The sequence below is a fragment of the Streptomyces beihaiensis genome, from assembly GCF_026274175.1.
Classification (GTDB): Bacteria; Actinomycetota; Actinomycetes; order Streptomycetales; family Streptomycetaceae; genus Streptomyces; species Streptomyces beihaiensis.
Window position 1 is genome coordinate 22,262 of the sequence record NZ_JAPHNL010000024.1, and the last position, 16,590, is coordinate 38,851.

Genomic DNA, 16,590 nt, shown 5'->3' on the forward strand with positions numbered 1-16,590 from the left:
ATGCCCTCAGACCTGCCGCACCGGTTCCTGACCCCTGACGACCTGGTAGAGATGTTCGAGCTCCCCAGCGTCGAGACGGTCTACCAGTGGCGCCGCAAGCACACCGGCCCCCGCGGATTCCGCGTCGGCCGCCACCTGCGCTTCGACCCGACGGACGTGCGGATATGGGTCGACTCCCAGCTTGGGGAGGCTGCCTGATGGCTGGCCACATCCAAGACCGCTGGTTCAAGACCGAGCCCGGCCCGGACGGCAAGCCGCGCAAGGTCAAGAGCGACCGCCACGGGCTCGGCCTCCGCTACCGCGCCCGCTACATCGGGCCCGACGGCACCGAGAAGTCCAAGAGCTTCCCGGACCGCCAGAAGCGACGCGCCGAGGACTGGCTGACCAACATCGCGTCGGACATGTCGCGCGGCTCCTACATCGACCCTCGCGCCGCGCGGATCACCTTCAAGAGGTACGCCGAGAAGTGGCTCAAGGCTCACACCTCGGACGTCTCCAGTCAGATCGTCACCGAGCAGCGGCTACGCCTGCACGCGTTCCCGGTCATCGGCGCGCGACCGCTGGACTCGTTCCGTCCCGAGCACATCCGACAACTCACGAGTGCCCTGGAGGCCAACCCTGCCGTGAGTGGGGCGTACGCGCGCAACATCTACGGCGACGTACGAGCCGTGCTGAGTGCGGCCGTGGACGACGGCCTCCTCTCCCGCAATCCTTGCTCTGCGAAGTCCGTACGACCGCCGACCGCTGAGCGGCGGCGCGTCGTCCCCTGGCTGCCCACACAGGTGCAGGCGGTTCGTCAGGCTCTCCCCGAGCGCTATCGGGCCATGGTGGACACGGGCGCCGGGTGCGGACTGCGTCAGGGAGAGATCGTCGGACTCGCCGAGGATGCGATCGACTTCGAGGGCGGCATCCTGCGCGTGGTCCGTCAGGTGAAGCTCATCCGGGGCAAAGCCGTGTTCGCCCCGCCGAAGTGCGGCAAGGAGCGGGATGTCCCGCTGCCGTCGTACGTCGCTGAGGCGCTGCGTATCCACATGGATGCCTTCAAGCCAGTTGAGATCACGTTGCCGTGGCGGAAGCCGGACGGCCCCAAGGTGACGGCCCGTCTTCTGTTCACGAATGCCGCGAACGGGATCGTGTGGCGCAGCAACTTCAACGTGCAGGACTGGAAGCCCGCCCTCGCGCTCGCTGGCCTCATCCCGGACGCCGGGCCCGACGGCAAGTACGAGTCGGCACGCGAGCACGGCATGCACGCGCTCAGGCACTTCTACGCGTCCGTCCTCCTGGACGCCGGGGAGAGCATCAAGGCCGTGAGCCAGTACCTCGGGCATACAGACCCCGCACTGACGCTCCGGGTGTACGCGCACCTGATGCCGTCGAGTCAGGAGCGCACGCGCAACGCCGTCGACCGGGTGTTCCTGCCGCCGCCTCACGAGCCTGACGGCCCAGGGACGGCCCAGTAGCTCGAAACGGGCCCCTGATCCGCGCTTAACGCGCAGGTCGGGGGCCCTTTTGCTGCCCGGCTGCTGCCAGTTCTCCGGGCTTAGGCATGGCTGTACCAGTGTCGCACGCGTCCGGGCCCCTCCCGGTCGGCCGCGGTGGGTGGTGACCGGGCTCAGCGGGTCCCCGGCGCTCTCAGCCCTGTTCCAGGTGCTCCTTGAGGCGCCGCTCGCTGTCCGGCAGCTCCTTGCGGGCCTGCGGGCGCACGACGAGCGGGACCAGGGCCTTGCCGACGCCGTGGCCCTCGAAGTCGAGTTCCAGGGTCACGCGGGAACGCCGTCCGTCGTCGAGCGGGGCGACCTCGCCGTGGACGTGTCCCCGTACGGGGCCGTCGATGCCGCGCAGGCTGAAGGCGCGGGGCGGTTCGAACTCGGTGACCTCCATCGTCATGGGGATGTCGCGCTGACCCACGTGCCGGGTGACCCTGATGCGGGAGCCGACGCCGTAAGGGCCTTCTTCGCCGACTCGTTGCGAGGAGAGGGCGCTCTTCTGCCACTCGGGCAGGCGGGACGGATCGGTCATGTACGTGAAGACATCCTCCGGGGTCCGGTCGACCACGATGTCTTCTCGGATGGCGGACATGCTGCCCTCCTTCCAGAAACCCTCACCTCACGCCGATGGCGGCCTCGGGGGGTTCGGGGGCTTACTTCCATATCCTCCCACCGTCGTCGTCCTGCCCACCACCCCGGCCAGGACGCGCGTGTGCCCCCGCCCGTCCCATGGGCGAGGGCACACGCGGAGGAACCGTGGAGCGGTCAGCCGCCTCCCACGAACAGCACCATCAGCAGCCATACGACCGGCGCCGTCGGCAGCAGCGAGTCGAGCCGGTCCATGATCCCGCCGTGGCCGGGCAGCAGGGTGCCCATGTCCTTGATCCCGAGGTCCCGCTTGATCATGGACTCGCCCAGGTCGCCGAGGGTCGCGCTGGCGGCGACACAGGCACCGAGGACGAGGCCCTGCCACCACTGACCGTCGTCGATCAGGAACTGCATGCACAGCACGCCCGCCACCATCGCGAACGTGACCGCGCCGACGAGGCCCTCGCGCGTCTTGCCCGGGCTGATCCGCGGCGCGAGTTTGTGCTTGCCGAACCGCCAGCCGACGGCGTACGCCCCGGTGTCGCTGACCACGGTGAGGATGAGGAACGTGAGCACGCGCCACGCCCCGTCCTCCGCGGTGAGCAGCAACGCCACGAACGTGGCGAGGAACGGCACGTAGAACGCGGCGAAGACGCCCGCCGTGACGTCCCTGAGGTATCCCTCGGGCGGCTCGGTCATCCGCCAGACCAGCACCGCGAGCGCGGTCAGCGCCATCGCCACCCAGGCGCCCTCGGTGCCGCGTACGTACCCGGCGACGACCATCGCGGCGCCGCCCACGGCGAGCGGAACGAGCGGCGCCTTGATGCCCTTGCGCTCGTCGAGCCGCGAGGTCAGCTCCCACAGGCCGACGACGACGGCGACCGCGATGACGCCGACGAAGACCGCCTTGACGATGAAGAGCGACGCGATGATCACGGCGCCGAGGCCGACACCGACCCCTATGGCGGCGCCGAGGTCGCGGCCCGCGCTCTTCTTCTGCTTCGGCTGCGACTGCGGCTCCGGCTGCTGCGGCGGCGTGGCGCTGGGCATGGGCTCCTGCGGCGTCTCGGGAATCTCGTCACGGAACAAGGGGCCGCTCAGCCGAGCGGCCCCCCGGTCACCGTCCTGGTCAGCGGCTCCACCGCCGATGGACGCGTCGGGCATGTCGGGCACGATGGGCATGGGCCGAGTCTGTTCGACCGCGTGCCGTTCGTACGCGGGACCCGCCGGGGCGCGTCCCTGGTCGTACGCCGGGTCATACGCCGGGTCGTACGCCGGGCGCTCGGGGCTCCGACCTGGCAGGGGCCCCTGGCCGCCGTCGGCCGGCCCCCACTGTCCGGGTCCGGCCGGCGCCCCCCAGGAAGAGTCGTTCACGGATTCCTCGAACCTCGATGTCCTGAACCGGCTCAGACTTCGAGCAGCTCGGCTTCCTTGTGCTTGAGCAGCTCGTCCACCTGCGCCACGTACTTGGCGGTGGTGTCGTCGAGTTCCTTCTCGGCGCGGCGGCCCTCGTCCTCGCCGACCTCGCCGTCCTTGATCGCCTTGTCGATGGTGTCCTTGGCCTTGCGGCGGACCGAGCGGATGGACACCTTGGCGTCCTCGCCCTTGGTCTTGGCGACCTTGATGTAGTCGCGGCGGCGCTCCTCGGTCAGCTCCGGGAAGACCACTCGGATGATGCTGCCGTCGTTGCTCGGGTTGACGCCGAGGTCGGAGTCACGGATCGCCTGCTCGATGTTGCGCAGTGCGCTCTTGTCGAACGGAGTCACCACGGCCATCCGCGGCTCGGGCACCGAGAACGAGGCCAGCTGGTTGATCGGCGTCAGCGCGCCGTAGTAGTCGGCCACGATCTTGTTGAACATCGCCGGGTGCGCACGACCGGTGCGGATCGCGGCGAAGTCCTCCTTGGCGACCACGACGGCCTTCTCCATTTTCTCCTCGGCCTCGAGGAGGGTCTCTTCGATCACCACTTGCTCCTGCGTGTCTTGAGTGAGGCCCGGCCGGGCACGGGGCGCGGTCGGCCAAGTCGCGTGTCTTTCCTGCACGGTGTCCGACCGTCAGGACATTGTCCATCCCCCGATGAGCCGTCCCCCGGAGGGCGGAGGGCTCATCGGAGGCGGAGGGGTCAGGCGCGGGTGCCCTGGTCGCCCACGAGCGTCCCGATCTTCTCACCCTTGACGGCGCGCGCGATATTGCCCGCGGCGAGCATCTCGAAGACGAGGATCGGGAGCTTGTTGTCCCGGCACAGGGTGATCGCGGTCGCGTCGGCGACCTTGAGGTCGCGGGTGATGACCTCGCTGTAGCTGAGGGCGTCGAACTTGACGGCCTCGGGGTTGGCCTTGGGGTCCGAGTCGTAGACGCCGTCGACACCGTTCTTACCCATGAGCAGCGCCTGGGCGTGGATCTCCAGGGCGCGCTGCGCGGCGGTGGTGTCGGTGGAGAAGTACGGCATGCCCATACCGGCGCCGAAGATGACGACGCGGCCCTTCTCCAGGTGGCGTACGGCACGCAGCGGAATGTACGGCTCGGCGACCTGGCCCATGGTGATGGCGGTCTGGACGCGGCTGTCGATGCCCTCCTTCTCCAGGAAGTCCTGGAGAGCCAGGCAGTTCATGACGGTGCCGAGCATGCCCATGTAGTCGGAGCGGGCCCGGTCCATGCCGCGCTGCTGGAGCTCGGCGCCGCGGAAGAAGTTGCCGCCGCCGATGACGACGGCGATCTGCGCCCCGCCGCGCACCACGGCCGCGATCTCACGCGCGATGGCGTGCACCACGTCGGGGTCGACTCCCAGACCCCCGCCGCCGGCGAACGCCTCGCCGGAAAGCTTCAGCAAAAAGCGCCCCGCGCCTTTGCCGTCGTCGCTCTTGTCGCCTTTGTCGGCCTGGGTGGTGGTCATGGAAATCTCGCCTCTTTTGCTCGGCACACATACGAAGAAGGCCATTGCCGGTGGGGTGGTTCTCATCCCATGCTCGGCAACGGCCTCCTCGTCACATCTGCGGTCGTCCGGCGGGTTCCCGGACGACTGCTGTCGACCCTAGCGGGGTCTCGCGTCTGGCGCGGTACTGCCTCAGATGCCGACCTTGATGCGCGAGAAGCGCTTCAGGGTGACACCGGCCTCCTGGAGGACCTTCTCGACGGTCTTCTTGTTGTCGAGAGCGTACGGCTGGCCGAGCAGCGTGGCGTCCTTGAAGAAGCCGTTGACGCGCCCCTCGACGATCTTCGGCAGGGCGGCCTCGGGCTTGCCCTCGGCGCGGGTGGTCTCCTCGGCGATGCGGCGCTCGGACTCGACGACCTCGGCCGGCACGTCCTCCTTGGAGAGGTACTTCGGCGCGAAGGCGGCGATGTGCTGCGCGACGCCCTTGGCGACCTCGGCGTTCTCCTTGTCGAGCTCGACGAGGACACCGATCTGCGGCGGCAGGTCGGGCATCGTGCGGTGCATGTACGCGGTGACGTAGCCGCCGGAGAACTGCGCGAAGCGGTCCAGGACGATCTTCTCGCCGAGGTTGGCGTTGGCCTCGTCGACGAAGGCCTGAACGGTCTTGCCGGCCTCGATCTCGGAGGCGAGCAGCGACTCGATGTCGGCCGGGTTCGTCTTGGCGACGTGCGCGGCCAGCTGGCCCGCGACGGCCTGGAACTTCTCGCCCTTGGCGACGAAGTCCGTCTCGCACTTCAGCTCGACGATGACACCGGAGGTGTTGTCGTCGGCGATGAGGGAGACGACGGCGCCGTTCTCGGCGGAGCGGCCCTCGCGCTTGGCGACGCCCTTCTGGCCCTTGATGCGCAGCGCCTCGACGGCCTTGTCGACGTTGCCGTCGGCCTCGTCGAGCGCCTTCTTGCAGTCCATCATGCCGGCGCCCGTGAGCTCACGGAGCTTCTTGACGTCAGCGGCGGTGTAGTTCGCCATGATCCTGGTTCTCTCTACGAAGTCTTCAGCGTCTTCAGCGAAGTCCGGGGAGTTCTGGGAAGTGCGGGGTCGGTCGTGGGTGAACGGCGGGGGCCGCAGTGGCCCCCGCCGTCCTCACGCTTCACCAGGATTCACCCGGGATGCCGGAGCCCGGCCGGGTGGGCCGGGTCCGGTGTCAGGCCTGCTCGGCGTCGGCGGCCGGAGCCTCGGTGGCCGGGGCCTCCGCGGCCGGAGCCTCGGCGGGCTTCTCGTCGGCCTGCTCGGCCTTGGCCTCGTCGGCCTTCGCGTCGTCGGCCTTCTTCTCGCCCTCGAGCAGGTCGCGCTCCCACTCGGCCAGCGGCTCGCCCTGGGCCTTCTCGCCCGGCTTCTGGTCGCCCGCGGCGACACCGGAGCGGGCGATGAGGCCCTCGGCGACGGCGTCGGCGATCACGCGGGTGAGCAGGGTGACGGAGCGGATCGCGTCGTCGTTGCCCGGGATCTTGTAGTCGACCTCGTCGGGGTCGCAGTTCGTGTCGAGGATCGCGACGACCGGGATATTGAGCTTCCGGGCCTCGCCGACAGCGATGTGCTCCTTCTTGGTGTCCACGATCCAGACGGCGCTGGGAACCTTGGACATCTCGCGGATACCGCCGAGGGTCTTCTCCAGCTTGGCCTTCTCGCGCGAGAGCACGAGAAGCTCCTTCTTGGTGAGACCCGAGGAGGCGACGTCCTCGAAGTCGATCTGCTCGAGCTCCTTGAGGCGCTGCAGACGCTTGTAGACGGTCGAGAAGTTGGTGAGCATGCCGCCCAGCCAGCGCTGGTTGACGTAGGGCATGCCGACGCGGGTGGCCTGCTCGGCGATGGCCTCCTGCGCCTGCTTCTTCGTGCCGACGAACATGACCGTGCCGCCGTGGGCGACGGTCTCCTTGACGAACTCGTAGGCGCGGTCGATGTACGACAGCGACTGGAGCAGGTCGATGATGTAGATGCCGTTGCGCTCGGTGAAGATGAAGCGCTTCATCTTCGGGTTCCAACGGCGGGTCTGGTGACCGAAGTGGACGCCGCTCTCCAGCAGCTCCCGCATCGTGACGACGGCCATGGCCGTACTCCTCGTGTGTTCTCGGTTGTGTCCTGACGCCCCGATGCGTGTGCCTGCCGCGTACGCTCACGCTCGTCGCGCTCGTGCTCGAACCTGAGCCCGTGCTCGCTGAGCTGGTCGTACGGGGACCGATAGGCCACATGACACAGAGCCCGCGCATCCCGTCGCTGACGGTCGCCGGGCCCGGTGTCGGGGCGTGCGAAGTCGATCCGGTGGCCCGGATCGCCACATGAAGTGTACGGGACCCGGGAGGTGCCGGGTGACGCCGATGTCCACAACCGCTCGGTAGTCCACATTTCCCGGCCATGATCCCCGCGGCCCGAGCGGGCGGTGGATCGTGTGAGCCATGCGAAAACTACTCAGCGTGATGACACTGCTGGCGCTGGCCTCGGTGGGTCCGGTGACCGATTCCTCGGCGGTTCGCGCGTCGGGGGCGTACTGGCCTGCGGTGCGTGCGTCGGCGGTGTACTCGCCGGTGGTGCGTGCGTCGGGGGCGGATACGTCAGGGGCGCGCGCGTCAGGGGCGCATACGTCCGTGGGGGCGCGCACGCCCGTGGGGGCGCGCGCGTCGGCAAGGGCGCAGGCGCCGGTGATTGATGTGGGGCATGTGGCGGCGGGCAACGGGGGCTCGGGCTGGAGGGCGTATCCGCCGTCGGGGCCGCACACACCGTCGGTCGGCGGCACGTGGGCGGCCGGACAAGGGGCGCCTCGGGCGAGCGCGGGCGTGGGCGCGGGCTCAAGGGCGTACGTGCCGTCGGGAGCGGGTTCACGGACGCCAGGGGAGGTGCCGGCGGCGGGGCACGGAACGCCTGCCGCGTACGCGGGGCCGAGGGCGTATCCCGGGGCGTACGGCGGGGCCTACGCGGTTTCCGGCGACTACGCGGTTTCCGGGGCGGTCTGGCCCGTGGGGGATCCGCCCGAGGTGGTCCGGGGGTGGTCTCCGCCCGCGACGGAGTACGGGCCGGGACACCGGGGCGTCGACCTCGCGGCACCGATCGGCGCCCCCGTGCGCGCGGTGGCGGCCGGCCGCGTCGCGTTCGCGGGCGAGGTGGCGGGGCGGGGCGTGGTCTCGCTCGAACTCGACGCCACGGGGCAGCCGCCCTTGCGCACGACCTATGAGCCGGTGACGCCCACGGTCCGCCGCGGCGACTGGGTCACGGCCGGTGCGCTCCTGGGCACCCTGCAACTTCCGACGGGCCACTGCCCACCGGTGGCACCGTCCTGCCTCCACTGGGGCCTGCGCAGGGGCACCACGTACCTGAACCCTGTCCTGCTGCTGCCGCCCCGGCTCCTGCCCGGTCTGCCGCCGAGGCTGCTTCCCCTCTGGTCCGGCCGAGGGGACGCGGGGCTCAGCCTCGAACCCCTCGCAGGGCCATTCCGACGGTCGCCTCCACGACGGCTGCCGGCTCCTCCGCCGCGCCGAGCTCGATCCGGCGTACCGCCGCGTCCACCATGCCCTGCAACAGCATCGCGGCGAGCCGCGGCTGCTCGTGGCCCATCGCCTCGAGCGCCTCGACGATCATCGCCACGAGTCCGCCGTGCGCCGCCCGGATCTTCTCCCGGGCGCCGGCGTCCAGCTCACTCGCGGAGATGGCGACGACCGCCCGGTGCCGCCGGTCCCCCACCAGCGCCAGCTGCTCGCGCACATACGCCTCGACCTTGCCCTCGGGGGTCATGGCCCGCGCCATCCCTGCCTCGACCTCAGCGGCCCACACCGGGAAGTCGACCGCGCACAACTCCTCGACCACGGCCGCGCGGGACTTGAAGTACTCGTACACGGACGACCGCGCGAGCCCCGTCCGCTCGGCCAACGCCGGGAACGTCAATGCCTCCGTACCGCCTTCGGACAGCAGAGAACGCGCCGCGTCCAGAAGGGCGCCGCGCTGCATCGACCGGTGCTCGGCCACTGAGGCCGCTCGAATCCTTGGCACATCTCCACTCTACGGACGGCGAGCCCCGGGCGGGACCCTCTCCCGCCCGCCCGGACCGCCCCGGGCCCGCGGACCGGCCACCGCTCGGCCGCCCGGCCGAGCGTCGGGCAGGGACGATTCGCCACGGCCGCGCACCACGGTGGTCAGCGACCGAAACTGGCCAGTTTCGCGCGCAACTGCAGCACCGACTTCGTGTGGATCTGACTGACCCGACTCTCTGTGACCCCGAGCACATTGCCGATCTCGGCGAGGGTGAGCCCTTCGTAGTAGTAGAGCGTGACCACGGTCTTCTCCCGGTCCGGCAAGGTATTGATGGCCCGTGCCAGAAAGCGCCGCAGTTCGCGGTCCTCGGCGACCTCGACGGGGTTGTCGGCGTCGCGATCCTCGAGCGTGTCCATGAAGCTGAGCCCGTCGCCGCCCTCCCCGCCGACGTGCAGCAGCTCCTCCAGCGCCACGACGTTCGCGAGGGACAACTGGCTGAAAACCGCGTGCAGTTCCTCAAGCCCGACACCCATTTCGGCGGCCACCTCGGCCTCCGTGGGCGTGCGCCGCAGCTTCGCTTCGAGCGTGGCGTAGGCCCGTTCGACATTGCGGGCCTTCTGGCGCACCGAGCGCGGGATCCAGTCGAGGGCGCGCAGCTCGTCGATCATCGCGCCGCGGATCCGGGTGATCGCGTACGTCTCGAACTTGATCTCGCGCTCGATGTCGAACTTCTCGATCGCGTCGATCAGCCCGAAGACGCCGGACGAGACGAAGTCCGCCTGCTCCACGTTGGACGGCAGGCCCACGCTGACCCGGCCGGCGACATACTTCACCAGCGGCGAGTAGTGGAGGATCAGCTGCTCGCGCAGCCGCTCGTCGCCCGTCGCCTTGTACGACCTCCACAGCTCCTCAAGGGAGGAGGGAGCCGGAGGCCGCGCGTCGGAGGCACGGGCCGCGGGGGGTACCGCGGCCCGGTCCGACCCTGAGGTGTGCTGTGGCATGCGCCGCCTTGTGCCGTTCTGCTGTGTCGTGGTGTCTTGGATCGCTCTGCTGATGTGGATGCCTCGTTGCCCGTCTGGTGATGACTGGTACCGAGCTGCCTGCCTGATTCCGGATCGGGCGACAAACCCGAATCCTGGTGAGCGTAGCGTGACTGAGGCGTCGCGCTGCGCGAAGGCTAGGGGATCGTACCCGCGCAGATACGTTCCGTTGATCGGCCCGCCGAGCCCTCTTCCGCTCGGTGCTCGGTCACGCTCATGCCTCAACTCCCGGAATTGCCAAGGTCATCGGGGTGTCATCCGGACGGCGCAACGCTCCGCGTCAGGAAACCTCGCCTTCCGGAAAGACGGATCGGACCGCCTGGCGTGTCAACTTCCAGCCATCGCCATGTCGTTCGACGAACCCCAACGAGCGCAGTTCGTACAGCCTCGCCACCGCGTCGTCCGTCCCCCGCCCGGCCGCCCGGCCGATCTGCTCACCCGTGCGGGTGCCCTTCGCCGGCAGTATCGCGAGGACACGCGCGGTTTCGGGCGGGAGCAGGTCACGGGGCACCATGGGTCCGCGTCGCTCCGGAGCAAGATCACCCATCTCTCCGACGAGCTCGACGACTTCCGCGGCATCGGTCACCAGGACTGCCTCGTGCCGGAGCAGTTCGTGGACGCCCGCGGAGACACCGCTGGTCACCGGCCCGGGCACGCCCATCACATGGCGGCCGAGACGTCGCGCCCAGCGGGCCGTGCCCAGCGCACCGCTCCGGTAGGCCGCCTCGACGACCACGGTGCCGGCGGTGAGCGCCGCGATCACCCTGTTGCGGAGGATGAACCGGCTGGGCGTGGGGTGCGCGCCCAGCGGCAATTCGCCGATCACGAGGCCCTGTTCCACGATCCGGTCGATCAACTGGACGTGCCCGCGCGGGTAGGCGCGATCGATGCCGCAGGCCAGGACCGCCACGGTGGCGCCGGTGACCCCGAGGGCGCCGCGGTGCGCCGCCGCGTCGACTCCGTAGGCCCCGCCGGAGACGACGACCCAGCCGCGTTCGGCGAGCCCGGCGCCGAGGCTCGCGCCCATCCGCACACCGTAGTCGGTGCAGGCCCGCGCACCCACCACGGCGACGGAGCGCAGCGCCCAGATCCTCAGGTTGGGGGCTCCCCGCACCCACAGGCCCACCGGCCGCGCGTCCCCCAGCTCGTCCAGGCCTCCTGGCCACTCGGCGTCCCCCGGGCACACGAACCGTGCCCCGATCCGAGCGGCCCGCTCCAGCTCCCGCTCCCCCGGTGGCGTCTCACGGGCCCGGCCGAGTAGCCCGGCCCACCGCTCGGCACGCACCCCGGGAAGCGGCGCCGCTTCCCGCCCGGCGCCGATGAGCCGAGCCGTCTCCTCGGCCCCGAACTCCCGCAGCCAGCGTCCGGCCGTCTCCCAGCCAGGTTCCAAGATCCGCGCAAGCCACGCCCGCGCACACCGCTCCCCGTCCCCCGCGCTCGAACCGAGCCCGGCCCCGTCCGTGGGAGGCCCGCCTGAGTACGTCCCACCCGCACAGGCCATGCCGGAACCCGGCCCGGCCGCGCCCGGACCGCCCGAGCAATCTCCGCTTGAAGTCGCCGGGCCCACACCGGCCTCACTCGAACCGGGCCCACGCGGGCCTGACTGGCCTGACCGGTCCGAAGGCGGTTCGGCCGGGGTGTTCCGGCCCGGGGTGTTCCGGTCCGGGGTGTTCCGGTCCGGGGTGTTCTCGGTCCGGCCGGCTCCAGAGCGGTCGGTTCCAGAGCGGTCGGTTCCAGACCGGTCGGATCCAGGCCGGTCCGTTGCCGTCTCGGCGTCATGTTTCGCCCCCGTGGGGCGCCTGTCGGTCATGCCATCGCCTCGATCGCCGTCGGCGCGCCGCGCGAGATGCCGGTGCGAAGTTGCAGGGCCAGCGCCACCTCCTGCGCTCCGGGCCGGTCGTGGCCCGTGAGGTCGGCGACGGTCCAGGCGACCCGGAGCACCCGGTCGAGTCCGCGAGCGGTCAGGAAGCCGCGTTCCAGGTCCAGCTCGGCCTCCTGAAGCGCTCCCGGGGCGGCGGGCCAACGACTGCGCAGGGCGTGGCCGGGCACCTCGCTGTTGGTCCGCCACGGCGTGCCGTCGAGCCGGGCGGCAGCCCGCTGCCTGGCCTCGCGCACCCGGTCGGCGACGGTCCGCGTGCTCTCCCCCGGCGGCCCGCTCCCGACCAGCTGTGCGCGGGTGATCGCGTCCACGTCGACGCGGAGGTCGACTCGGTCGAGCAGCGGGCCGGACAGACGGGCCTGATAGCGCCGCACCGTGGCGGGCGGGCATTCGCACTCGCCGGCCGAGACGCGGTACTGCCCGCACGGGCACGGGTTCGAGGCGAGCACCATCAGGAATCGGGCGGGCAGCCGCACCACTCCCGCGCTGCGGGCGATCACCACGTGTCCGGACTCGAGGGGCTGACGCAGGGCGTCGAGCGCCTGGCCGCTGAACTCGGGGGCCTCGTCCAGGAAAAGTACGCCGCGATGCGCCAGAGAGACCGCTCCCGGCCGCGCCGTGCCCGGACCGCCGCCGACGAGTGACTGCATGGTCGCCGAGTGGTGCGGGGCACAGTAGGGCGGGGTCTCGATGGTCGACCTGCCCGCGGGCAGCATCCCGGCCACGGAATGGATCGCGGTGACCTCCAGGGATTCCTCACGGGTGAGCCGGGGCATGATCGCCGGGAGTCGCTCGGCGAGCATCGTCTTGCCCGCACCGGGCGGCCCGGAGAGCAGGACGTGATGCCCGCCGGCCGCGGCGACCTCGATCGCCGTGCGCGCGGGCTGCTGTCCGACGACGTCGGCGAGGTCGAGCCCCAGCCCTTCGTGTCCCGGCCCCGCCAGGCCGGTGGCGTCGCAGCTGCCGGGCATGGTCAGGCCGGCGAGCAGAGGGTCGGGGCGGCCCCGCTCCGCCGGTTCCTCCTCCGGCACGGGCTCGTCCGTGAGCACCGCGATGAGCTGGCGCAGGCTGCGTACCCCGAGGACCGAAACGCCCGGCACCAGGGCCGCCTCGCCCGCGGTGCACTCCGGCACGACCACCTGTTCGTAGCCCGCGTCCGCGGCGGCGAGGACGGCCGGGAGCACGCCGCGTACCGGTCGGACGCGCCCGTCGAGGCCGAGTTCGCCGATCATCACGATGTCCGCGAGGACTCTCGGGTCGATACGCTCGGCGGCCCCCAGGACGGCGCTGGCCACAGCGAGGTCGAATCCGCTGCCGCTCTTGGGCACGGAAGCCGGGCTGAGTCCCACAGTGAGCTTCTTCTGCGGCCACTCGGCGCCCGAGTTGACCACCGCGGCCCGGACCCTGTCCCGGCTCTCCACCAGGCTCTTGTCCGGGAGGCCCACGAGCGTGAACGCGGCGACTCCCGCCTCCAGGTCGGCCTGTACCTCGACGACGACGCCCTCGACGCCGACGAGGGCCACGGAGCACGTGCGCGCGAATCCCATCAGGACACCCCCCGCACGTGCTCGACGAGCGGCGCGCCGCGCTCCGGCAGCACGACGCCGATCAGGTCGATGCGGATGCCGCCCGGTGGCGCGCCGCCGTGCTCGTGGGCCCAGCGCTCGGCCAGCTGACGCAGCCTGTGGGCCTTGTCCGGCGTGATGGCGGCCATGGGGTGCTCGAAGGCCCGGCCGCGCCCTTCGCCCCGTCCGCCGCGCCCTGCGCGGCGCGTCTTGACCTCGCACACGACGACCGCGTCGCCGTCCCGGGCCACGATGTCGATCTCTCCCGACCTGCCCGCGCGCCAGTTGCGCGCGAGCACGGTCATTCCGGCCTCGGCCAGCCTCCTCGCGGCCAGCTCCTCGCCGTACTTCCCCACTGCACCTCGTGCGTTCACGTCGGCACCACCTCCGGCACCCACACTCACGCACGACCCCACCCAAAGTGGATCTTGGTGCATTACTCACGGGTTGTGGAAAACTCCATCACCCGCCCGGCAGCTCCAGGTCGCTCTTATTGAGCTCCTCAATGTTCACGTCCTTGAACGTGAGCACTCGGACCTGCTTGACGAACCTGGCCGGCCGGTACATGTCCCAGACCCAGGCATCCGCCATCGACACCTCGAAGAAGACCTCCCCCTGAACCGAGTGCACCTGCATCTCGTAGTCGTTGGTGAGGTAGAAACGCCGTTCGGTCTCGATCACGTATTTGAACAGACCGACGACGTCGCGGTACTCCCGGTAGAGCTTCAGCTCCATCTCGGTCTCGTACTTCTCGAGGTCCTCGGCGCTCATGGCATGTTCCCCTTCAGCCGTGCGTCCCCCCATTGTGCGCCAGTACCCAGGCCGTCTAGACGATTTCCGTGTCGAGAACCAGGGGGCGGCTCGGGGGGCCTTCGTCGAGCAGCCGTTCCAGCAGCTCGGCGAGTCTGGTCGGGTACACCGTCTCATGCGCCTGGACCAGTTCCCGGTACGTCCACCATCGCGCTCCCGCGACACTGCGCCGCTCCAGCTCGGTCAGGCGCGCCGCGTCGACGTCCACACGGGGCCCCGCGGAGGTCGTACGGGCCAGGAAGTACCACTCGTCCTGATCCCAGCGGCGGCCGTCGAACGGGAACGAGCAGACCCGCCGCCACAGCACGGGGCCTAGCTCCACGTCGGTGAGGCCGGTCTCCTCGGCCAGTTCGCGCAGCGCCGCCTGCTCGCGCGTCTCGTCCCCCTCCAGGCCGCCGCCCGGCGTGAACCACCAGTCGTTCGCCGTGTCGCCGGGCTCGTGCCCGTGCAGCAGCAGGATGCGGTCGTCCTGGTCGAGCAGGACGACGCGGGCCACCTTGCGCAGCGCACCGCCCGGCCCGGCGCCGGTGCCCTGGCCCGTGCCGGTGTCCTGGCCCGGGCCGGTGCCGCTGTCGGTGCCGATGCCGGTGCCGCCCCGGTCGGCCTCGTCAGGCACGCGCCGGCTCCGCGGCGCGGGACCGCGAGCGCCCCGACCGGCGGGCGATCGGCCCGTACGCGGCGCCACCGAGCACGAGGACAGCACCGGCCACCACGGCGCCGAGCATCAGCTTGAGCGGCCCCGGGTGGGAGATCCCGCCGGGCAGCCCCTCGAATCCGGTGGGCCGTGCCAGCATGCCGTTCATGGGCCAGGCGATGGCGTCCACGCGGGCCCGTACGGCGCCACGCTCCACCGAGCCGTGGTAGGGGTCGCCGAGGTGGACGCTGGAGTCCAGGGAGCCGCTGCGCTCGTCGCCGAGGAGGAAGAGACGGCCCTTGGGGACGGTCGTGGACCTGATCCCGGTGAGCGAAGCGTTCTTCCCGGCCGGAAGATACGGTTCTTCGATCTTCTTGCCGTTGACCGTCAGCTTGCCGTCCGTGCAGCAGGCGATCTTGTCGCCGCCGATGCCGACGACACGCTTGACCATCGGCATGTCGCCCCAGGACGCCTCATGGAAGACGACGACATCGCCGCGCTTGACCTGACTGCCGTCGATGCGCTGGGCGAGGACACGGTCGCCCACGCCGATCGTCGGCGTCATGGAGTCGGTGGGCACGGTGTAGGGCTGGTACACGATGGCGCCCCAGACGAATCCGCCGAGGAACAGCACACAGCCGAGGGCCACGGCGATGCTCGACAGCGTGCTGCCGACGGTGCCGCGGCCCTCACTCGTACGACGTGTCCTGCTCATCCCAGTTGCTCCCCGCGTCGGAGAAATACGATCCTGCAGCCCGCTCCGGACATGGTGCGGGCCGCGGAAGATCGACGATCTGGGACGGCACCCTATCGGGCGCCTCCGGTCGCAGAAACCCGGGTGTTCCCCTCGGTAAGGCGCCGCGTGAGCCTGCGCCTGCGCCACAGCACCAGCGGCACCGCTCCGGCGACCCCCAGCGCGCCCGGGGCCACACCCGCCGCGGCGTTGATGCCCGGCTGGTCGTAGGTGTCCGGCACCGACAGCGTAGACCAGTGCGTGGGCGGCCAGGCGACGACGATGGCGCGGCCCACCACGTTGTCGACGGGGACGAAGCCGTGGTTCTTGTCGTTCTGGTGGTAGCGCGAGTCCGCCGAGTCCTGGCGGTGATCACCCATGACCCAAAGTTTGCCCTTGGGTACCTTCACCTTGAAGATTCCGCCCGCGTTGTCGTCGCTGCACGGGGTGTTGCCCGGATAGACGTACGGCTCGTTCAGCGCCTTGCCGTTGACCTTGAGCGGCCCGGAGCCCTTGCACTCCACGGTGTCACCGCCGACGGCGACGACGCGCTTGATGAGGTCCTTCTCATTGGCCGACGGCATCAGGCCGACCCAGCTGAGCACACGCTGCACCGCGTTCGGCGCCGGGGTCGGTTCGTCGCGCAGCCATCCGTCCGGGTCGTGGAAGACGACCACGTCACCGCGCTCGGGCTTCGCGCCGAACCATGGGGTGAGCTTGTCGACGAGCACCCGGTCGCCGATCCGCAGGGTGTTCTCCATCGACGCCGACGGGATCGAGAACGCCTGGACCAGGAACGTCTTGATCACCAGGGCGAGGACCAGCGCGATGACGACCAGGAGCGGAAGCTCCTTCCAGAAGGAGCGGGGCTGCTTCTGCTTCTTCTTCGCCCCGCCGTCACCCGCGCCGTCACCTCCGTCGGCTCCGGGGCCGTCCGGCCCGCCGGACACGTCGGTCTCCAC

Annotated in this window: 18 protein-coding genes and 1 pseudogene; 4 read left to right on the forward strand and 15 right to left on the reverse strand. The window is 70.5% G+C overall.

Translation table 11 applies throughout. From position 1 onward, the window contains the following. Both OFY01_RS03700 and OFY01_RS03705 read left to right on the forward strand, forming a co-directional pair. The gene (locus OFY01_RS03700) at positions 1-198 is read left to right on the forward strand and encodes a helix-turn-helix transcriptional regulator (protein WP_266596219.1); all 198 of its coding nucleotides are present in this window, start codon (positions 1-3) and stop codon (positions 196-198) included. Beyond that, a complete protein-coding gene (locus OFY01_RS03705; protein WP_266596221.1) occupies positions 198-1,460 on the forward strand; it encodes a tyrosine-type recombinase/integrase in 1,263 nt (420 codons plus the stop codon). The genes OFY01_RS03700 and OFY01_RS03705 overlap by 1 nt, the downstream gene beginning before the upstream one ends. Positions 1,461-1,632: 172 nt before the next feature. On the opposite strand, the gene OFY01_RS03710 is transcribed toward OFY01_RS03705, so the two are convergent. From OFY01_RS03710 to rpsB, 6 genes are all read right to left on the reverse strand, one after another. Beyond that, positions 1,633-2,079: an SRPBCC family protein gene (locus tag OFY01_RS03710; protein WP_266596223.1), complete on the reverse strand. Its 447-nt coding sequence runs from the start codon at positions 2,077-2,079 to the stop codon at positions 1,633-1,635. A 173-nt stretch (positions 2,080-2,252) separates the two neighbouring features. Next, complete coding sequence (locus OFY01_RS03715) at positions 2,253-3,449, reverse strand: phosphatidate cytidylyltransferase (RefSeq protein ID WP_266596225.1); 1,197 nt, start codon at positions 3,447-3,449, stop codon at positions 2,253-2,255. A gap of 32 nt (positions 3,450-3,481) precedes the next feature. After that, positions 3,482-4,039: a ribosome recycling factor gene (gene frr / locus OFY01_RS03720; RefSeq protein WP_266596227.1), complete on the reverse strand. Its 558-nt coding sequence runs from the start codon at positions 4,037-4,039 to the stop codon at positions 3,482-3,484. 158 nt (positions 4,040-4,197) lie between these two features. Continuing rightward, positions 4,198-4,968, reverse strand: coding sequence for a UMP kinase (gene pyrH / locus OFY01_RS03725; protein ID WP_266596229.1), 771 nt, complete (start codon positions 4,966-4,968; stop codon positions 4,198-4,200). A 171-nt stretch (positions 4,969-5,139) separates the two neighbouring features. After that, positions 5,140-5,976, reverse strand: a complete 837-nt coding sequence (gene tsf / locus OFY01_RS03730) for a translation elongation factor Ts (RefSeq protein ID WP_266596231.1) — start codon at positions 5,974-5,976, stop codon at positions 5,140-5,142. Between the two features lie 175 nt (positions 5,977-6,151). Next, the gene (gene rpsB / locus OFY01_RS03735) at positions 6,152-7,054 is read right to left on the reverse strand and encodes a 30S ribosomal protein S2 (protein WP_266596233.1); all 903 of its coding nucleotides are present in this window, start codon (positions 7,052-7,054) and stop codon (positions 6,152-6,154) included. A 47-nt stretch (positions 7,055-7,101) separates the two neighbouring features. On the opposite strand from rpsB, the gene OFY01_RS03740 reads away from it, so the two are divergent. Next, on the forward strand, positions 7,102-7,287 hold the full coding sequence (locus tag OFY01_RS03740; RefSeq protein WP_266596235.1) for a hypothetical protein: 186 nt from the start codon (positions 7,102-7,104) through the stop codon (positions 7,285-7,287). A gap of 134 nt (positions 7,288-7,421) precedes the next feature. After that, a pseudogene (locus OFY01_RS32505) lies at positions 7,422-8,309 on the forward strand (peptidoglycan DD-metalloendopeptidase family protein); the annotation flags it as partial. A 94-nt stretch (positions 8,310-8,403) separates the two neighbouring features. On the opposite strand, the gene OFY01_RS03750 reads toward OFY01_RS32505, so the two are convergent. The 9 genes from OFY01_RS03750 to lepB (OFY01_RS03790) all read right to left on the reverse strand — a co-directional run bounded on the left by OFY01_RS03750 (position 8,404) and on the right by lepB (OFY01_RS03790) (position 16,590). Beyond that, a complete protein-coding gene (locus OFY01_RS03750) occupies positions 8,404-8,961 on the reverse strand; it encodes a TetR/AcrR family transcriptional regulator (protein WP_266596237.1) in 558 nt (185 codons plus the stop codon). Between the two features lie 167 nt (positions 8,962-9,128). Further along, on the reverse strand, positions 9,129-9,968 hold the full coding sequence (gene whiG / locus OFY01_RS03755; RefSeq protein WP_266596239.1) for an RNA polymerase sigma factor WhiG: 840 nt from the start codon (positions 9,966-9,968) through the stop codon (positions 9,129-9,131). Between the two features lie 319 nt (positions 9,969-10,287). Next, positions 10,288-11,508, reverse strand: a complete 1,221-nt coding sequence (dprA, locus tag OFY01_RS03760; protein ID WP_266596241.1) for a DNA-processing protein DprA — start codon at positions 11,506-11,508, stop codon at positions 10,288-10,290. Between the two features lie 305 nt (positions 11,509-11,813). Beyond that, entirely contained in the window at positions 11,814-13,433 is a 1,620-nt protein-coding gene (locus tag OFY01_RS03765; RefSeq protein ID WP_266596243.1) for a YifB family Mg chelatase-like AAA ATPase, read from the reverse strand. Continuing rightward, on the reverse strand, positions 13,433-13,855 hold the full coding sequence (locus OFY01_RS03770; RefSeq protein WP_266596245.1) for a YraN family protein: 423 nt from the start codon (positions 13,853-13,855) through the stop codon (positions 13,433-13,435). The genes OFY01_RS03765 and OFY01_RS03770 overlap by 1 nt, the downstream gene beginning before the upstream one ends. Before the next feature lie 58 nt (positions 13,856-13,913). Then, positions 13,914-14,222, reverse strand: coding sequence for a DUF2469 domain-containing protein (locus tag OFY01_RS03775; RefSeq protein ID WP_003965949.1), 309 nt, complete (start codon positions 14,220-14,222; stop codon positions 13,914-13,916). Positions 14,223-14,277: 55 nt separating this feature from the next. Further along, positions 14,278-14,766 carry an NUDIX hydrolase gene (locus tag OFY01_RS03780; RefSeq protein ID WP_266596307.1) on the reverse strand — a complete coding sequence of 163 codons (489 nt, stop codon included), beginning with the start codon at positions 14,764-14,766 and terminating at the stop codon, positions 14,278-14,280. 103 nt (positions 14,767-14,869) lie between these two features. Beyond that, a complete protein-coding gene (gene lepB / locus OFY01_RS03785; RefSeq protein WP_266596247.1) occupies positions 14,870-15,610 on the reverse strand; it encodes a signal peptidase I in 741 nt (246 codons plus the stop codon). A 92-nt stretch (positions 15,611-15,702) separates the two neighbouring features. After that, positions 15,703-16,590 carry a signal peptidase I gene (gene lepB / locus OFY01_RS03790; protein WP_407700272.1) on the reverse strand — a complete coding sequence of 296 codons (888 nt, stop codon included), beginning with the start codon at positions 16,588-16,590 and terminating at the stop codon, positions 15,703-15,705.

Bases quoted from the DNA above. Each gene is read 5' to 3' on its own strand.
- OFY01_RS03700 (WP_266596219.1), top strand. From the start codon at position 1: ATGCCCTCAGACCTGCCGCACCGGTTCCTGACCCCTGACGACCTGGTA.
- OFY01_RS03705 (WP_266596221.1), top strand. From the start codon at position 198: ATGGCTGGCCACATCCAAGACCGCTGGTTCAAGACCGAGCCCGGCCCG.
- OFY01_RS03710 (WP_266596223.1), bottom strand. From the start codon at position 2,079: ATGTCCGCCATCCGAGAAGACATCGTGGTCGACCGGACCCCGGAGGAT.
- pyrH (WP_266596229.1), bottom strand. From the start codon at position 4,968: ATGACCACCACCCAGGCCGACAAAGGCGACAAGAGCGACGACGGCAAA.
- tsf (WP_266596231.1), bottom strand. From the start codon at position 5,976: ATGGCGAACTACACCGCCGCTGACGTCAAGAAGCTCCGTGAGCTCACG.
- rpsB (WP_266596233.1), bottom strand. From the start codon at position 7,054: ATGGCCGTCGTCACGATGCGGGAGCTGCTGGAGAGCGGCGTCCACTTC.
- whiG (WP_266596239.1), bottom strand. From the start codon at position 9,968: ATGCCACAGCACACCTCAGGGTCGGACCGGGCCGCGGTACCCCCCGCG.
- dprA (WP_266596241.1), bottom strand. From the start codon at position 11,508: ATGGCCTGTGCGGGTGGGACGTACTCAGGCGGGCCTCCCACGGACGGG.
- OFY01_RS03765 (WP_266596243.1), bottom strand. From the start codon at position 13,433: ATGGGATTCGCGCGCACGTGCTCCGTGGCCCTCGTCGGCGTCGAGGGC.
- OFY01_RS03775 (WP_003965949.1), bottom strand. From the start codon at position 14,222: ATGAGCGCCGAGGACCTCGAGAAGTACGAGACCGAGATGGAGCTGAAG.
- lepB (WP_266596247.1), bottom strand. From the start codon at position 15,610: ATGAGCAGGACACGTCGTACGAGTGAGGGCCGCGGCACCGTCGGCAGC.